General features: G+C 73.1%; 11 protein-coding genes. 6 read left to right on the top strand and 5 right to left on the bottom strand.

Going from position 1 to position 15,572, the window contains the following annotated elements; genetic code table 11:
- Positions 1-137: 137 nt before the first annotated feature.
- Complete coding sequence (locus FYW99_RS15030; RefSeq protein WP_150252649.1) at positions 138-1,094, bottom strand: quinone oxidoreductase family protein; 957 nt, start codon at positions 1,092-1,094, stop codon at positions 138-140.
- 199 nt (positions 1,095-1,293) lie between these two features.
- On the opposite strand from FYW99_RS15030, the gene FYW99_RS15025 reads away from it, so the two are divergent.
- From FYW99_RS15025 to FYW99_RS15015, 3 genes are all read left to right on the top strand, one after another.
- A complete protein-coding gene (locus FYW99_RS15025) occupies positions 1,294-2,799 on the top strand; it encodes a carboxylesterase/lipase family protein (protein ID WP_150252648.1) in 1,506 nt (501 codons plus the stop codon).
- Positions 2,800-2,995: 196 nt separating this feature from the next.
- A complete protein-coding gene (locus FYW99_RS15020; RefSeq protein WP_150252647.1) occupies positions 2,996-4,297 on the top strand; it encodes an ATP-grasp domain-containing protein in 1,302 nt (433 codons plus the stop codon).
- A complete protein-coding gene (locus tag FYW99_RS15015) occupies positions 4,297-6,330 on the top strand; it encodes a CocE/NonD family hydrolase (RefSeq protein ID WP_150252646.1) in 2,034 nt (677 codons plus the stop codon). The genes FYW99_RS15020 and FYW99_RS15015 overlap by 1 nt, the downstream gene beginning before the upstream one ends.
- Before the next feature lie 297 nt (positions 6,331-6,627).
- On the opposite strand, the gene FYW99_RS15010 is transcribed toward FYW99_RS15015, so the two are convergent.
- Together FYW99_RS15010 and FYW99_RS15005 are read right to left on the bottom strand one after the other, a co-directional pair.
- Entirely contained in the window at positions 6,628-9,036 is a 2,409-nt protein-coding gene (locus FYW99_RS15010) for a Tex family protein (RefSeq protein ID WP_150252645.1), read from the bottom strand.
- 392 nt (positions 9,037-9,428) lie between these two features.
- Positions 9,429-9,779 (bottom strand): hypothetical protein, encoded by a 351-nt coding sequence (locus tag FYW99_RS15005; protein ID WP_150252644.1) that lies wholly within the window; start codon positions 9,777-9,779, stop codon positions 9,429-9,431.
- Between the two features lie 228 nt (positions 9,780-10,007).
- Between FYW99_RS15005 and FYW99_RS15000 the strand changes: the two genes are divergently transcribed.
- Positions 10,008-11,309, top strand: a complete 1,302-nt coding sequence (locus FYW99_RS15000; protein WP_150252643.1) for an MFS transporter — start codon at positions 10,008-10,010, stop codon at positions 11,307-11,309.
- Positions 11,310-11,404: 95 nt separating this feature from the next.
- Complete coding sequence (locus FYW99_RS14995) at positions 11,405-12,067, top strand: ArsR/SmtB family transcription factor (protein ID WP_150252642.1); 663 nt, start codon at positions 11,405-11,407, stop codon at positions 12,065-12,067.
- Between the two features lie 15 nt (positions 12,068-12,082).
- Here the strand turns inward: FYW99_RS14995 and FYW99_RS14990 are convergent, their stop codons facing one another.
- Both FYW99_RS14990 and FYW99_RS14985 read right to left on the bottom strand, forming a co-directional pair.
- Positions 12,083-12,946, bottom strand: a complete 864-nt coding sequence (locus FYW99_RS14990) for a deoxyribonuclease IV (protein WP_150252641.1) — start codon at positions 12,944-12,946, stop codon at positions 12,083-12,085.
- A 168-nt stretch (positions 12,947-13,114) separates the two neighbouring features.
- A complete protein-coding gene (locus FYW99_RS14985; protein WP_190394667.1) occupies positions 13,115-14,518 on the bottom strand; it encodes an FAD-binding oxidoreductase in 1,404 nt (467 codons plus the stop codon).
- A 62-nt stretch (positions 14,519-14,580) separates the two neighbouring features.
- Between FYW99_RS14985 and FYW99_RS14980 the strand changes: the two genes are divergently transcribed.
- On the top strand, positions 14,581-15,543 hold the full coding sequence (locus FYW99_RS14980; RefSeq protein WP_150252639.1) for a helix-turn-helix transcriptional regulator: 963 nt from the start codon (positions 14,581-14,583) through the stop codon (positions 15,541-15,543).
- Positions 15,544-15,572: the final 29 nt, after the last annotated feature.

Below are 15,572 nucleotides of genomic sequence, written 5' to 3'. Positions count from 1 at the left end.
CCGCGGCTGCCGTGGCGGACCGGCGCGGGCGCGGCGCCCACCGCGCCCGCGCCGGTCCGCATGGAGACCGACGAAATCCGACACGTCGGACATTTCGTGATCTACGAGGTAAAGGTGGCGCTTTTCTGTGCGGTTCTCTATGCGGTGGTGTCGAGGGTGAGTTTGCCGATGGTTCCCCGGGAGCGCAGCGCCTCGTGCGCCCGCGCGGCCTCCCCCAGGGGGTAGGCGCCGCCCAGCACAGGCCTCAGGTGTCCCTCGGCCACCAGGGTGAACAGCTCGGCCATCGCCCGGCTCATCACGTCGCCCGGCAGCGTCCACACGTGCGGCAGCCACATGCCGCTCACGCTGGTGGAGAAGCGCATGAGGTTGGCGGGCTGCACCGGACTGGGCAGTTCGCGCGAGGCCATTCCGTAGAAGGCCAGGCGCCCGAACGGAGCCAGCGCCCGCACACTCTGGTCGGTGACCCGGCCGCCCACCATGTCCAGGACGGCGTCCACGCGCTGACCGCCGTTGGCCCCGATCAGCGCCTCGGTCATGTCGGGGGCGGAGGAGTCCACGACGGCGTCCGCGCCCAGTTCCGTGGCCAGCGCGCGCTTGTCCTCGCTGCTGGCCACGGCGACGACCCGTCCGGCGCCGAACCGCTTGGCCAGCTGGACGGCGAGCGTACCCACGCCGCCGGCCGCCGCGTGCACCACGACCGACTCGCCCGGGTCCATCCGTACGGACCTGCGCAGCAGCACCCAGGCGGTGGCGCCCTGCACGATCAGGGCGAGCGCGTCCTCGTCCGAGACCCCGTCGGGGATGTCGAAGGCCATGTCGGCGGCGGCGGTGGCCTTCTCGGCGTAGCCGCCGCTGGTGGTCAGGGCGACCACGCGGCGGCCGTCGGGGGTGCGTCCGGCGATCTCCATGCCCGGGACCAGCGGAAGCGTGGCGGGGGCCAGGTAGCTGTTCTCGGCCTGGTGGGTGTCGGCGAAGTTGACCCCGGCGCGGGTGACGTCGACGAGGACCTCGTCGGGCCCCGCCTCGGGATCGGGCAGTTCGGTGAGGTTCAGGACCTCGGGTCCGCCGAACTCGGTGATCTGGATGGCGCGCATGGGCGACCTCTCCTTCGTCTGTTCATACCGACCAGGTGGTATGTTACCCGTCGGTCGGCCTCCGGAGCCCACGGCGTCCCGGCTGATCGGACGGGTGTCGCGGGCGGGTGCGGCGCCGCGCGGCCGTCGCCGGGGTCTTGCGCCCGTCTGCCTAACGTTGTTAGGTGTGGGGTGCCGCGCACCGATGGGGAGGACGCACGTGGACGCCGAGCACACAGTGACGACAGCAGCCGGACGGATCCGGGGCACCACCTCGCCGCGCTCCGAGAGCGGCGGGGTCGCCGTCTACCGGGGTGTGCCCTACGCCGCCGCACCCTTCGGGGAAGAACGCTTCGCCGCCCCCGCGCCCCCGGCCCCCTGGGACGGCGTCCGCGACTGCACCTCCTTCGGCCCGCCGCCCCCGCAGGGGAACCAGCTCCTGGGCGCGGCGCCCTGGACCCCGCAGACGTCCCTGGACTGCCTGTCGCTCAACGTGTGGACCGCCGCCCGCGAGGGTGACCGCGCCCCCGTGCTCGTGTGGATCCACGGGGGCGCCTACATCGTCGGAGCGGCCTCCGAAGTCACCTACGACGGCACCCGGCTCGCCGAGAGCGGCCTGGTCGTGGTGGGGATCAACTACCGGCTGGGCTTCGAGGGGTTCGGCCACGTACCCGGGCACCCCGACAACCGCGGCCTTCTCGACCAGGCCGCCGCCCTGCGGTGGGTGCGGGAGAACGTCTCCGTCTTCGGGGGAGACCCCGACAACGTGACGGTGGCGGGGGAGTCCGCCGGTGCCGGTTCGGTCGCGTGCCTGATGGCCTCGCCGCGGGCCCGTGGGCTCTTCCGGCGCGCGATCGCGCACAGCGTTCCGGGGGACATGCTCACCGCGGACACCGCTCGGCTGGTCTCGGAGCGGATCGCCGCGGCCGCGGGCGTGCCGCCGGAGGCCGACGCCCTGGCCGCGCTGGCGCCGGAGAAGCTGCTGGAGGCCACCGACGCGGTGCTCGACTCCGCTCCTGCCAGGGGTTCGGGGGGCGTGCGCACCAAGCCCTTCACCTGCTTCGCGCCCGTGGTCGGCGGGCCCGATCTGCCCGAGGCCCCGCTGGAGGCGGTCGCGCGCGGCGCCGCCTCGGGGGTGGACCTGCTGGTCGGCCACAACGCCCACGAGTACCGGCTGTTCACCGAGCTGGGGCAGAGCGTGGAGATCGACGACGAGTCCTCCCTGGCGGTGACCGCATCCCGTCTGGGGCTGGGGGAGGACGCGGTGGCCGCCTACCGGTCGGTGCACCCCGGGGCCACGCTGCGCGAGCTGTTCGCCGCGATCCAGGGCGACGCGCTGTTCTGCGAGTACACGGTGCGCTTCGCCGAGGCGCACGCCGCGGCCGGGGGCCGCGCCCACTTCTTCCGGCTGGCCGCGGAGAGCCCCGCCATGGAGGGGCGCCTGGGAGCCTGCCACGCCTTCGACCTGCCGTTCGCGTTCGGCAACCTGGACACCGACTTCGGGCGGTTCCTGCTCGGCGGCGAGCCCACGGAGGCCCACCGGGCGCTGTCGGGGCGGATGGTCGCGGCCTGGCGCGACTTCGCCGCCACGGGGGACCCGGGCTGGCCCGCGGTGACGGCCGAGGCCACCGCGGTCAAGGTGTGGGACACCGACGACCTGCTGCACGCCAGCGACGCCTCGCCGGCGCGCGAACTGTGGGCCGGGGTGTCCCTGGTCCCCCGGTAGGGCCGCGCGCCGTCCCGCTTGGACCCGCGGCCGGTAAAGGTTCGCAAAACCCCACGCAGCCTGACCGGGACCCGTGGGGGAGAGGGGCATCCTCACAGGTAGGAGTGGGTGGCGCCGGTGTCCGGGCGCACCGGGCAGACGACCTCCGGTGCGGGGGCGTGGCCATCGGCTGACACCACCCCGCCGGAGGTGCGCGATGACCACGAACGTCTTCGTCCTGGGACTCGACGAACAGAACCGGGAGGTCCTGCTCTCGCTGCCCGCCGACCGCGGCTACCGTTTCCTCCCGCTGCTCGACCTCGACGAGATCGGCCAGCACCGGGAGGTGGACGTGCCCGGAGTCCTCGCGCTGGCGGCCAAGAGGCTGGACTCCTTCGAGGGCAGGGTCGACGCGGTCATCGGGTTCTGGGACTTCCCGGTCAGCTCGCTGGTGCCGCTGCTCTGCCGCGAGCGGGGGCTGTCGTGCGCGCCCCTGGAGGCCGTCATCCGGTGCGAGCACAAGTACTGGAGCCGTCTGGAACAGTGCGCCGTCATCCCCGAGGCCGTTCCCCGGTTCGCCGAGGTCGGCCTCGACGCCACGGCCAAACCGGAGGGGCTGTCCTACCCGCTGTGGGTCAAGCCGGTGAAGTCGTTCTCCTCCGAGCTGGCCTTCCGCGCGGCCGACGACGACGAGTTCCGTGCGGCGATGGACAGGATCAGGGCGGGCGCCGGACGCCTCGGCGCGTCCTTCCAGTGGGTGATGGACCTGCTGAGGCTCCCCCCGGAGGTCGCCGGGTGCGGGGGCACGGCCGCCCTGGCCGAGGAGGAGGCGACGGGTGACCAGCTCACCGTCGAGGGCTACGTCCGTGACGGTGTTCCCCACGTCTACGGGATCGTCGACTCCCACCGCTATCCGGGCACGTCGAGCTTCCTGCGCTACGAGTACCCGTCCACGGTGTCCGAAGAGGTCGGCGCGCGCCTGACCGAGTTGTCCGAGCGCGTGGTATCCCGTGTCGGCCTGGACGACGTCACCTTCAACATCGAGTACTTCCACGACCCGCGGAGCGGCGCCGTCCGGCTCCTGGAGATCAATCCGCGCCACTCCCAGTCGCACGCCCGGCTGTTCGAGCTCGTGCGGGGGGTGTCCAACCACGAGATCTGTCTGAGGGTCGCGTTGGGGGAGGAACCCGATCTGGAACGCGACGGTCGGTACGCGGTGGCCGCCAAGTGGTTCCTACGCCGTTTCCGCGACGGCTTCGTCGCGGCGGTGCCCACCGCCGAGGACGTCGCGCGCGCGGAGAAGACGGCGCCGGGGACGAAGGTGGAGATCGTCGCACGCCAGGGCCAGTGGCTCTCCGACCTGCCCATCCAGGACAGCTACAGCTTCGAGCTGGCCCACGTGTTCGTGGGCGCAGAGGACAGCGCGGAGTGCGAGCGCAGGTACCGGGCCTGCGTGGCGGAGCTGCCTTTCACGATCCGTGACACCGACGACGAGGCCCGATACGGGGGGATCCGGTGATGAGGACCGTCAGTGACCTGCCCCACGAGATCCGCGAGGACGAGTACGTCCTGATCCCGATCAGTGACGGGGTCCGGCTCGCCGCGCGGATCTGGCGTCCGGTGGGGAGCGAGGGGGCCCCGGTGCCGGCGGTCCTGGAGTTCATCCCGTACCGCAGGCGCGATCTGACCGCGCAGCGCGACTCGGTGCACCACCCCTACATGGCCGGGCACGGGTACGCGTGCGTCCGAGTGGACCTGCGCGGCAGCGGTGACTCCGAGGGGGTGCTCACCGACGAGTACCTGGAACGCGAGCTCCTGGACGCGGAGGAGGTGCTCGCCTGGCTCGCCGACCAGCCCTGGTGCGACGGCCGTACCGGCATGATGGGCATCTCCTGGGGCGGGTTCAACGCCCTCCAGGTCGCCGCGCGGCGACCGGAGAGCCTGCGGGCGATCGTGACGGCCTGCTCCACCGACGACCGCTACTCCGACGACGTGCACTACATGGGCGGGTGCCTGCTGGGGGACAACCTGTCCTGGGCCTCCACGATGTTCGCCTACAACTCCTGCCCGCCCGATCCGGCCCTGGTCGGTGAACGCTGGCGCGACATGTGGCACGAGCGGCTGGAGCACAGCGGCCTGTGGCTCGACACCTGGCTGCGCCACCAGCACCGGGACGCGTACTGGAGGCACGGTTCGGTGATCGAGGACCTGGGCGCGATCCAGGTGCCCGTCATGGCCGTCAGCGGCTGGGCGGACGGCTATTCCAACTCGGTCTTCCGGCTGCTGGCGGGTCTGGGGGTTCCCTGCCTCGGGCTGCTGGGTCCCTGGTCGCACAAGTACCCGCACCTGGGCCAGCCCGGCCCCGCCATCGGCTTCCTCCAGGAGATGGTGCGCTGGTGGGACCGCTGGCTCAAGGGCGTCGACAACGACGTGATGGACGCACCCGCCCTGCGGGCCTGGATGCAGGAGAGCGTGATCCCCTCCACCGCCTACGAGGATCGGCCCGGGCGCTGGGTCGGTGAGCGGGAGTGGCCGTCACCGAACATCGTGTTCGAGTCACGCTCGCTGGGGGCCGGCCGGGTGCTCGGAGAGGGGGAGCGGGAGAGGAGGGAGGACGCCCTGACCCTGTCCTCTCCGCTGTCCACGGGACAGCACGCGGGCAAGTGGTGCTCCTACAACGCCCCTCCGGACCTGCCCTACGACCAGCGCGAGGACGACGGCGGCTCCATCGTCTTCGACAGCGTGCCGCTCCCCGAGCGGTTGGAGATCCTCGGCTCCGCGGTGGTCGAACTCGAACTCGCCGTGGACCGGCCCGACGCGATGGTCGCGGTACGGCTGAGCGACGTCACGCCCAAGGGGCAGGCCACGCGGGTGACCTACGGGCTGCTGAACCTCACCCACGCCAGCGGTCACGAGAGGCCGCAGAGGCTGGTGCCGGGGCGCAGGTACCGCGTCTCGGTCCCCCTCAACGGTGTGGCGCAGGCCTTCCCGGCCGGGCACCGGGTGCGGATCTCGGTCTCCACCTCCTACTGGCCGCTCGTGTGGCCCTCGCCCGAACCGGTGACCCTCTCCGTGTTCCAGGGGGAGCACACCCGCGTCCACCTTCCGGTACGCCCCGCCGAAAGCGGGGGCGACGGGCGCGAGGTGGCGCCCTTCGGCGAACCCGAGGGCACCGCCCCCGTCACGACGAGCCGGATCGAGGCGGGCGAGGAACGGTGGGACCTGAACCAGGACCTCGTGAACTACGAGTCCTCGCTGAACGTGGTCAAGGACCTGGGGACGGTGCGCCTCGACGACATCGGCCTGGAGGTGACCCGTCGCGCGCAGGAGTGCTACAGCCGGGTCGGCGACGACCACGACTCGGTCCGGGGCGAGGCGGTGTGGACGATGGGTTTCGCACGCGGCGACTGGTCCGTGCGGACCAGGACCCACACGGTGCTCACGTCCACGGCGACCGACTTCCACCTGCACGCGACGCTCGACGCCTACGAGGGCACGAGGCGCGTGGCCACGAAGATCTACACCTCGGTGATCCCGCGGGACTGCGTCTGAGCCGGGCGGGGACCGGCCGGGGGGACCGGTGCCGAATGCCCGGGGAGGGTGATGCCCGGTCCGGGGCAGCGAGGACGCGCGTGGTGTCTGTGCGGGTCCGCCGCGCTGTGCGGACCACCTGTCCGGCGTGTGCCGGAGCCCGTGTCGTGGCCGGGCGGCGGGAGCGCTGTTCCCAGGGGCCCGTGCTGTACGGGAGCGACCCCAAGAGGCTCGGGGGCTGGACCCGCGGCTCCGGGGACCGGCCCGCGGCCCCGGGGGTCCCGGCGGCGCGTCACCGCCGGGACCCGGGCCCGGGGGCTACGTGCCCAGACCGGCGCGGCGCAGCGCCTCGGCCATCGCGCCCTGCTGGGCGGCGCCCTCGCGGTTGTTCCGGCCGCGTCCGTTACCGCCGCCGTTGTTCCGACGACCGCCGCCACCGCCGCCGTTGCCCCCGCGGCGGTCGTTGCCGCCGCGGTCGCCGTTGCCGCCGCGCTCCTCGCGGCCGCCCCGGCCGCCGCGGGCGGGGGCCTCGTCGTCCAGGCGCATGGTCAGGGAGATGCGCTTGCGCGGGATGTCGACGTCCTGGACCTTGACCTTCACGATGTCGCCCGGCTTGACCACGTCGCGCGGGTCCTCCACGAACTTGTACGACAGCGCCGACACGTGCACCAGGCCGTCCTGGTGCACGCCCACGTCCACGAACGCGCCGAACGCCGCCACGTTGGTGACCACGCCCTCCAGGAGCATGCCCGGGGTCAGGTCCTGGAGCTTCTCCACGCCCTCCTTGAAGGTGGCGGTGGTGAAGGCCGGGCGGGGGTCCCGGCCGGGCTTGTCCAGCTCGGCGAGGATGTCGGTGACCGTGGGCAGGCCGAAGGTGTCGTCCACGAACTCCTGGGGGCGCACCCGCGACAGCAGGTCCTTGTTGCCGATCAGCGACGGCAGGTCGGTCCCCACCCGGTCCAGGATGCGCCGCACCACCGGGTAGGCCTCCGGGTGCACCGCCGAGGCGTCCAGCGGGTCGTCGCCACCGGGCACGCGCAGGAAGCCCGCGCACTGTTCGAAGGCCTTCGGTCCCAGGCGCGGCACCGAGCGCAGCGCCTCGCGGGTGCGGAAGGGGCCGTTGGCGTCGCGGTGCGCGACGATGTTGCGCGCCAGGGTGGAGGTCACGCCCGACACCCGGGTCAGCAGCGGCACCGACGCGGTGTTGACGTCCACGCCCACGCCGTTCACGCAGTCCTCGACCACCGCGTCCAGGGAACGCGACAGCTTGGTCTCGGCCAGGTCGTGCTGGTACTGGCCGACCCCGATCGACTTGGGGTCGATCTTGACCAGCTCGGCCAGCGGGTCCTGGAGGCGACGGGCGATGGAGGCGGCGCCGCGCAGCGACACGTCCAGGTCCGGCAGCTCCTCGGAGGCGTAGGCCGAGGCCGAGTACACCGACGCGCCCGCCTCCGACACCATCACCTTGGTGAGCTTGAGTTCGGGGTGGAGCTTGATCAGGTCGGCGGCGAGCTTGTCGGTCTCGCGGGAGGCGGTGCCGTTGCCGATCGCGACCAGTTCCACGTCGTGGGCGGCGCACAGCCTGGCCAGGCTGTGGATGGCGCCGTCCCAGTCGCGGCGGGGCGCGTGCGGGAACACCGTGTCGGTGGCCACGACCTTGCCGGTGGCGTCGGTGACCGCGACCTTGACGCCGGTGCGCAGGCCCGGGTCCAGGCCCAGGGTGGCGCGGCTTCCGGCGGGGGCCGCCAGCAGCAGGTCGCGCAGGTTGGCGGCGAACACGTTCACGCCGTCGTCCTCGGCCCGCTGCCACAGCCGCATGCGCACGTCGATGTCCAGCCGCACCAGGATGCGGGTGCGCCAGCCCCAGCGCACGGTGTCCTGGAGCCAGCGGTCGGCGGGGCGGCCGCGGTCCACGATCCCGAAGTGGTGGGCGATGGCGTTCTCGTAGGTGCTGCGGGGCGTGGTGCCGTCGGGGTTCTCGGCCGGGGCGTCCTCCGGCTCCAGGGTGAGGGTGAGGACCTCCTCCTTCTCACCCCGGTACATGGCCAGCACGCGGTGGGAGGGCAGCTCGGTGAGCGGCTCGGAGAACGCGAAGTAGTCGGCGAACTTGGCGCCCGCCTCCTCCTTGCCCTCGCGCACGGCCGAGCCCAGGCGGCCCCTCTCCCACAGCCGCTCGCGCAGGACGCCGGTGAGGTCGGCGTCCTCGGCGAAGCGCTCCACCAGGATGGCGCGGGCCCCGTCCAGGGCGGCCTTGACGTCGGCCACCTCCCTGTCGGGGTCGACGTAGGCCGCGGCCGCCTCCCGGGGGTCCTGGGTGGGGTCGGCCAGCAGTCCCTCGGCCAGCGGTTCGAGCCCCGCCTCGCGGGCGATCTGGGCCTTGGTGCGCCGTTTGGGCTTGTAGGGGAGGTAGATGTCCTCCAGGCGGGCCTTGGAGTCGGCCGCGTGGATGCTGGCCTCCAGCGCCTCGTCCAGCTTGCCCTGGGAACGGATCGACTCCAGGATCGCGGTCCGGCGTTCGGCCAGCTCACGCAGGTAGCGCAGGCGCTCCTCCAGGGCGCGCAGCTGGGCGTCGTCCAGCGCGCCGGTGACCTCCTTGCGGTAGCGGGCGATGAAGGGCACGGTCGATCCGCTGTCAAGCAGGCCGACGGCGGCGGTGACCTGGTGCGCGCCCACTCCGAGTTCCTCGGCGATGCGCTGGTCGATCGTGGGTGTCACAGGCGTCGTCACTGGTTAAACGTCCACTCTCTGGCTGTTCGGTGCGGGGACATTCTGGTGGCGGGGAAGGACATTGTCATCCCGTTGGCCCCGTGTCCCAGGTTCGCGCACTGTGGCGGTGCTCTCGCACGCGCTCTCATGTGGGCTCCCGCGCGGGGAGCGGCGGACGCGGCGCGGGGCCTTCGGCGGGGCGGTTTCGCAAAGAACGGGGCGGAACGGCCCCCGTGCGCGGGGCCGGTCTCTGCGGTCGGAGGCGGTCGGGGTGAGGGAGCCCGGGGGTGGCGGCGCCCGGGTTCCCCGCTTCCAGGAAAGCGGAAGGGGCCGGTCGGCGCCAGCCCCCGTCACCGCCTGTGGACAACCGTGCCGCGACCCCGCCGAGGGGCACGGGACGTGCCCGTGCCGGGTCAGCCGTCGGTCTCGTTGAGGTAGTCGGGGGCGTAGTACTCGTCGAGGGGGAGGGGACCCCGGTAGCCCTGGCACATGCACTGGCGGTAGGTGGAGCTGGCCTGTCCGGTCCAGCGGCCGGGGATGACCACCTGGGTCTGGCACCTCTTGGTCTGCTGGTCGTGGAAGACCAGGTGGTGGCCGCAGCCGCAGAGGGGCTGGGGGTTTTGCGGTGGGCCCAGGGCCCTGGCCTGTTCCTGCCTGCGTTGCTGGTCGAGCGCCTCCCGCGTCTGGCGCTTGGTCAGCAGGCGGCCGAACAGGAACCCGCCGAGAGCGATCGTGGCTCCGAAGACCATGGAGACCGGATCCATCCGGCGACACCTCATTCCTTGAGCCGGAACCCGCCCCGATCCTGGGGCGTCCTCCCCATTGTCGCCCATGACGCGCCCGTGGGCGCGGGGGGCCGACCCCGCTTCCCACGGCTCTCCTGCGTGATGGCGGTGCCTCCGAAAGTAACGCAGAGAAAACTTTGCACGTAACTCTTTGCAAAGGATTCTTTGTCTTACGTTGGTGGCACCCCCGAATCCAGGAGGACATCCATGGCCGCCGAACGTTCCGCCCCGCCGACGCGTACCGAACGCCTCGGCGGGGTCTTCCACCGCTTCTGGGCGGCCGGAACCCTCACCAACCTCGGCGACGGCATGCTCGCCACCGCCCTGCCGCTGATCGCCGCCACCCTCACCCACGACCCGCTCGCCGTCTCCGGGCTGGTGGTGGCGCGGTTCCTGCCCTGGCTGCTCGTCGCGCCGTTCACGGGCGTGCTGCTGGACCGGGTCGACCGCCTCCGCGCCATGACGGTCTCCAGCACCGTCGCCGCGATCGCCGTCGCCGCCCTGGCCGTGCTGATCGCCACCGGCGGCGCCACCCTGTGGGCCCTGTACGCCACGATCTTCGTGGTGATCTGCTGCGAGACGGTCACCGACCCCGTCACCCGGATCACCGTGTCGCGGATCGTGCCCGGCCGCCTGCTGGACCGCGCCAACAGCAGGCTGGAGGGCGGTCGCCTGGTCGCCCAGGACTGTGTGGCCACCCCCGTCGCCGGGGTGCTCTTCGCGGTCGCCGCCGCCCTGCCCGTGGCCGGGACGGCCCTGTCCTACGCCCTGTGCGCCGTGCTCGTGGTGACCGTCGCCCTCATGCTGCGGCGCGTTCCCGACCCGGCCGAGTCCACCGACGCCGCGGAGGGCGGTGAGGGCACGGAGTCCGGCCGGGGCGTACTGCGCTCCCTGCGGGAGGGCTTCGCCCACGTCTTCGGCCAGCCGCTGACGCGGGGCCTGGCGTTCAACAACGCCGGAATGATGATCGGCATCCAGATGGCCACCTCGGTGCTGGTCCTCTACGCCCGGGGCGTGCTGGGCGTTCCCGCGGCCCTGTACGGGCTCTTCCTGGCGTCGATCGCGGTCGGAGGCGTCCTGGGGGCGGTGCTGGCCTCCCGGCTCGTCGCGGGCCTCGGCCGCAGGACGGCCATGATGGGCGGCTACCTGGGGATGGGGGCGTGCCTGTTGGGGGTGGGCCTGGTGCCCAACGTCTGGTCCGCCGCCCTCGCCTGGGGCGTGCTGGGTCTGTGCATGACGGTGACCAACGTGTCCGGTTCCCTGTTCTTCCAGGCCGTGCTCCCCTCCCACCTGCGCGGTCGGGCGGCCGCCGCCTTCCGCATGGTCGGCTGGGGACTGTCCCCGGTCGGCGCGCTGCTCGGCGGTCTGCTGGGCCGGATCGACCTCGCCCTGCCCTTCCTGGTGGGCGGGTTGGTCATGGTGGTCACGCCCCTGGTCTTCCGCAGGGCCGTCGCCGGGTGCGCGCGGCTGTCCGACGAGGCCACAGCGTCCGCCGCTGGCGACCGCTGATCCCGTCCCGCCTTCCGGCGCACCTTCGCCCACGCTGCAAAGAGAACTTTGCAGCACACTGTTTGCGGAGAGGTTCCCCCAGTACGGTGAGGTCCATGACCGACGACGACCCCGACGTCCCCGCCGACTCCCACCAGCGGATGCGGGTCAGCGCCCAGGCGCTGCGGGGCCTGGCCCACCCCCTGCGGGCCCGCCTGCTGGACGAGCTCAGGCTCAACGGCCCGGCCACCGCCACCATCCTGGGCCAGCGCCTGGGGGAGAGCAGCGGCGCCACCAGCTACCACCTGCGCCAGCTGTCGCGTTACGGGTTCATCGAGAACGAACCCGGGCGCAAGGGCGGACGCGAGCGCTGGTGGCGGTTGCGGCCCGGCGGCTGGAGCATGTCCGGGCACGAGTTCCTCAGCAACCCCGAGACCCGGGACGCCGCCCAGGCCGTCCTCAGCCGTCTCTACCAGCAGAAGCAGACACGGTTCGCGGACTGGACCGCGCTGGTCCGTGACAGTCCGGACCTGCCCGCGGTACGTCGCTGGAAGGACGCCGCCAACGACTCCACGAGCCACGCCCGGATGACCCCGGAGGAGGCGGCCGAGTTCGCCGACGCGCTCAACGACTTCCTCCGCTCCTGGGGGAGGCGCTTCCAGGGGCGGACCCCCGAGAGCCACCCCGACACCGACGTCGTCCAGGTGGACACCGCCCTCTTCCCGATCCTGCCCGAGGCCGAGGGCAGGTCGGAGGGGGCCGCAGCCGAGGAGGCCTGAGCTCTCCGGCGGTGGTCAGGCCTCGCGCAGCTTCTTGAGCGCGGCCACGTCGGCGGCGTGCGGACCGGCCGGGCCCGGGGTCTCCAGGATCAGCGGCACCCCGGCGCTCACCGGGTGGCGGAACAGCTCGCCGAACGGCTCCGCGCCGATGTGCCCGGCGCCGATGTTCTCGTGCCGGTCCCTGCAGCTGCCGCACGCGGCCTTGGAGTCGTTGCAGTGCACGACCCTCAGCCGGTCGGCGCCGACCGTCTCGCCGAAGCGGTCCAGGGCCGCGCGCATGCCCTCCGCCGTGGAGATGTCGTGCCCGGCGGCGAACATGTGCGCGGTGTCCAGGCACACGCCCACGCGCGGGTGCCACTCCAGCACCTCCAGGTAGGCGGCCAGGTCGTCGATGGTCGCGCACAGCACCTGGCCCTGACCGGCCATCGGCTCCAGCAGCACCGGCGGCACGTCCTCGCCCAGCCTCTCCAGCAGCGGCATCAGCCGTTCGCGGGTGCGCGACAGGCCGACCTCGCGTCCGCCGGAGACGGCCGAGCCAGTGTGCACGACCACGCCCAGCGCGTCGATCTGGGCCGACCGGCGCAGCGCGTGCTCCAGGGAGCGCACCGACTTCTCGGCGGTCTCCTCGCTGGGGGTGCCCAGGTTGATCAGGTAGGGGGCGTGCACGAACACGGGCAGGTCGGTGCGCTCGCGCATCCGCGCGTCCTGCGCGGGGTCGCCCCCGTTGGTCGCCCACCCGCGCGGGTTGGACACGAAGACCTGGACGGTCTCGGCGCCGATCTCCTCGGCGTAGGCCAGGCCCTTGTCGGCCATGCCGCCCGCGACCGGGACGTGTGCGCCGACCGGGGACGGGGGCCGCTGCTGCTCGCTCTTCTCCATAGCCCAACAAGCTTAGGGGCCGGTCGAAGCAGCGGGTCCGTGCCGGTGCTCACACCGATCGGCCCGTGCGGAACGCGGCGGTGCCCGGGTGCCGGGGCCGTCGGCCGCACCGCGAACTCCCCGCGATGCGGCCGGAACGGCCTGTGTCACGGCCGTGCGCGTTCCCGCCTACCAGCCCCCGGGCGGGATCGGGCGGTTGGAGTGGAACACCGCGCGCGGGTCGTACTCGGCCTTGACCTGAGCGAGCCTCGCGCGGTCGCGGTCGTCGAAGACCTCGCGGACCTCGGCCTCGTCCATCGGCCCGAAGCCCAGCGTGGACGAGCGGCCCACCGTGTGCGGCTCGAACAGCGCCGCGGCCCGTTCGCGCAGGTCGCGCATCCCCTCGGTGTCCTCGTCCTCGGCGAAGGTCAGGACCGTCAGCGCGTAGGCGGCGCCCCGGTGCCCGACCGCGTTGGCCACCCGCGGCTCACGGGCCAGCGCCCCGCCCAGGTGGCGCAGCCAGACCACGCAGAAGAACGGCGCCTCGCCCGTCATCCGGGCCAGCTCGGCCAGCGCCTCCCCGTCCAACCGGTCCACCAGCACGCTGCGGCCGCGAAAACCCGCCTGGTCGTGGTGCTCGTCGAAGACCGCGCCCGACTCGCCGTAGGGCAGCTCGCGCAGGGTGTCCGCCAGTACCGGGGCGGCCGAGCGCAGCGGCTCCACCACCTTCGCCCCCTCCTCGACGGGGCCCGACCAGGCCACCGACACCTGGGCCACCTGGCGCCCGCGCATCGGTTCGGGCACGCCCTCCACGTCCGGGTAGACCATCACGGAGGCCCCCGAGGTCATCTCCTCGGGCACCGTCTCGGTCCACCGCCGCCAGGCCTCCAGCGCGCCCGGTTCGGCTCCGGCGTCCAGGAGCAGGCTTCCGCCGTAGATCCGCGCAACCGGGAACAGGTCGATCTCCATGCCGGTGACCACGCCGAACGCGCCCGCGCCGCCGCCGCGCACCGCCCAGAACAGGTCCGGGTCGCTGTCCTTGGTGATCTGCCGCAGGCGGCCGTCAGCGGTGACCAGGTCCACGCGCCGCACGTGGTCGGCGGCGAACCCGTACCGGCGGGCCAGCAGTCCCACGCCGCCGCCGAGCGTGTAGGAGACCGCGCCCACCCCCGGCGAGCTGCCCGACAGGGGCGCCAGTCCGTGCTCGGCCGCCGCGTCGGCCACCGCCTGCCAGGTGGCTCCGGCCTCCACCCACGCCGTGCTCCGGCCGGGGTCCACCCGCACTCCGTTCAGGCGGCGGGTGACGACGAGGACGCCGCCCGCCATACCCGCGCCGAGTCCGTGTCCGGTGAGCTGGGCCGACACCCGCAGTCCCCGTTCGGACGCCCAGGCCACGGCGGCGCGCACGTCCCGGGCGTCGTCCGCCTCCACCACGGCGTCGGGCCGGTGCCGGTCCAGCAGCTGCATTCCGGTGCGGGCCTCGTCGTAGGCGTCGGTCCCGGGCGCGTGTACCGGCCCGCTCACCCGTCCGGCCAGGTCCCCCAGCATGTCCGTGTCACTCGTCGTGCTCTTGGCGCTCGTGGTCTCGTCCATGCCGGCCACCGTAGGAACCCATGCGGTCACAACGTGGCCGCGATCTCTGGCAGTCTGCGTCCATGGGCGAATCCGTACGCGGGGAGATGCCGCAACGGCTGCTGCGACTGCTGTCGCTGCTCCAGGTCAGGCGCGAGTGGAGCGGCGCGGAGCTCACCGAGCGGCTCGGCGTCAGCGCCCGCACCCTGCGCCGCGACGTCGAACGGCTGCGCGGGCTCGACTACCAGGTGGAGGGCACGCCCGGCGTGGCGGGCGGCTACCGCCTGGCCTCCGGGCGGGACCTGCCCCCGCTGCTGCTGGACGACGAGGAGGCCGTCGCGATCGCGCTGGGCCTGGTCACCGCCACCGGGGTCCAGGACAGCGCGCTGCGCGCCCTGGCCAAGCTCGAACGCGTCCTGCCCGCCCGTCTGCGCCCGCGGCTGGCCGCCGTGGGCGGCGCCACGAGCGCGGTGCCCCACCCCGACGTCCCCGGTGTGGACCCCTCCGTCCTGGGGGTGCTGGCCTCCTCCTGCCGCGACCTCGCCGTCACCGACTTCGACTACCGCGACCGTGAGGGCAACGCCCGCGAACGCCGGGTCGAGCCGCACCACCTGGTCTCCCACGGCGGGCACTGGTACCTGATCGCGCACGACACCGACCGCGACGACTGGCGCACCTTCCGGGTGGACCGCGTCAGCGGCCCGCGGCCCACCCACCGGCGGTTCGAGCCGAGGCCGCTGCCCACGCCCGACCCGGCGGCCTTCCTCACCCGCCTCTTCGCCGCAGGCGTCTACAGACACACCGCGCACATCACCCTGGAGCTGTCCGCCGAGGCCTTCCACACCCGCTTCCACGGCCCCCTGCCCGGCCGGGTCGAGCCGCTGGACGGTCACCGCTGCCGGATCCGGATCAGCGCCGACTCCCTCGACCTGGTGTGCCAGTACACGGCGGCGGTCCTGGCCCTCGGCGCCCCCTTCGCCCTGGAGGCCCCGCCCGAGGTCGCCGAACGCCTGCGGGAGATCGGCGCGCGCCTGGCCCCTCCGTGAACCGCGGTCGGCTGTGAACCGCGACCGGC

It is taken from the genome of Nocardiopsis deserti (assembly GCF_008638355.1).
GTDB lineage: Bacteria > Actinomycetota > Actinomycetes > Streptosporangiales > Streptosporangiaceae > Nocardiopsis > Nocardiopsis alborubida.
Note: the sequence above shows the minus strand (reverse complement) of the source record. Positions and strands in the feature narration are given on the sequence as shown.

What these genes read in the sequence shown, in the direction of transcription:
- FYW99_RS14990 (WP_150252641.1), bottom strand. Translation starts at nt 12,946, where the DNA reads ATGGAGAAGAGCGAGCAGCAGCGGCCCCCGTCCCCGGTCGGCGCACAC.
- FYW99_RS14985 (WP_190394667.1), bottom strand. Translation starts at nt 14,518, where the DNA reads ATGGACGAGACCACGAGCGCCAAGAGCACGACGAGTGACACGGACATG.
- FYW99_RS14980 (WP_150252639.1), top strand. Translation starts at nt 14,581, where the DNA reads ATGGGCGAATCCGTACGCGGGGAGATGCCGCAACGGCTGCTGCGACTG.
- FYW99_RS15000 (WP_150252643.1), top strand. Translation starts at nt 10,008, where the DNA reads ATGGCCGCCGAACGTTCCGCCCCGCCGACGCGTACCGAACGCCTCGGC.
- FYW99_RS15015 (WP_150252646.1), top strand. Translation starts at nt 4,297, where the DNA reads ATGAGGACCGTCAGTGACCTGCCCCACGAGATCCGCGAGGACGAGTAC.
- FYW99_RS14995 (WP_150252642.1), top strand. Translation starts at nt 11,405, where the DNA reads ATGACCGACGACGACCCCGACGTCCCCGCCGACTCCCACCAGCGGATG.
- FYW99_RS15005 (WP_150252644.1), bottom strand. Translation starts at nt 9,779, where the DNA reads ATGGATCCGGTCTCCATGGTCTTCGGAGCCACGATCGCTCTCGGCGGG.
- FYW99_RS15020 (WP_150252647.1), top strand. Translation starts at nt 2,996, where the DNA reads ATGACCACGAACGTCTTCGTCCTGGGACTCGACGAACAGAACCGGGAG.
- FYW99_RS15030 (WP_150252649.1), bottom strand. Translation starts at nt 1,094, where the DNA reads ATGCGCGCCATCCAGATCACCGAGTTCGGCGGACCCGAGGTCCTGAAC.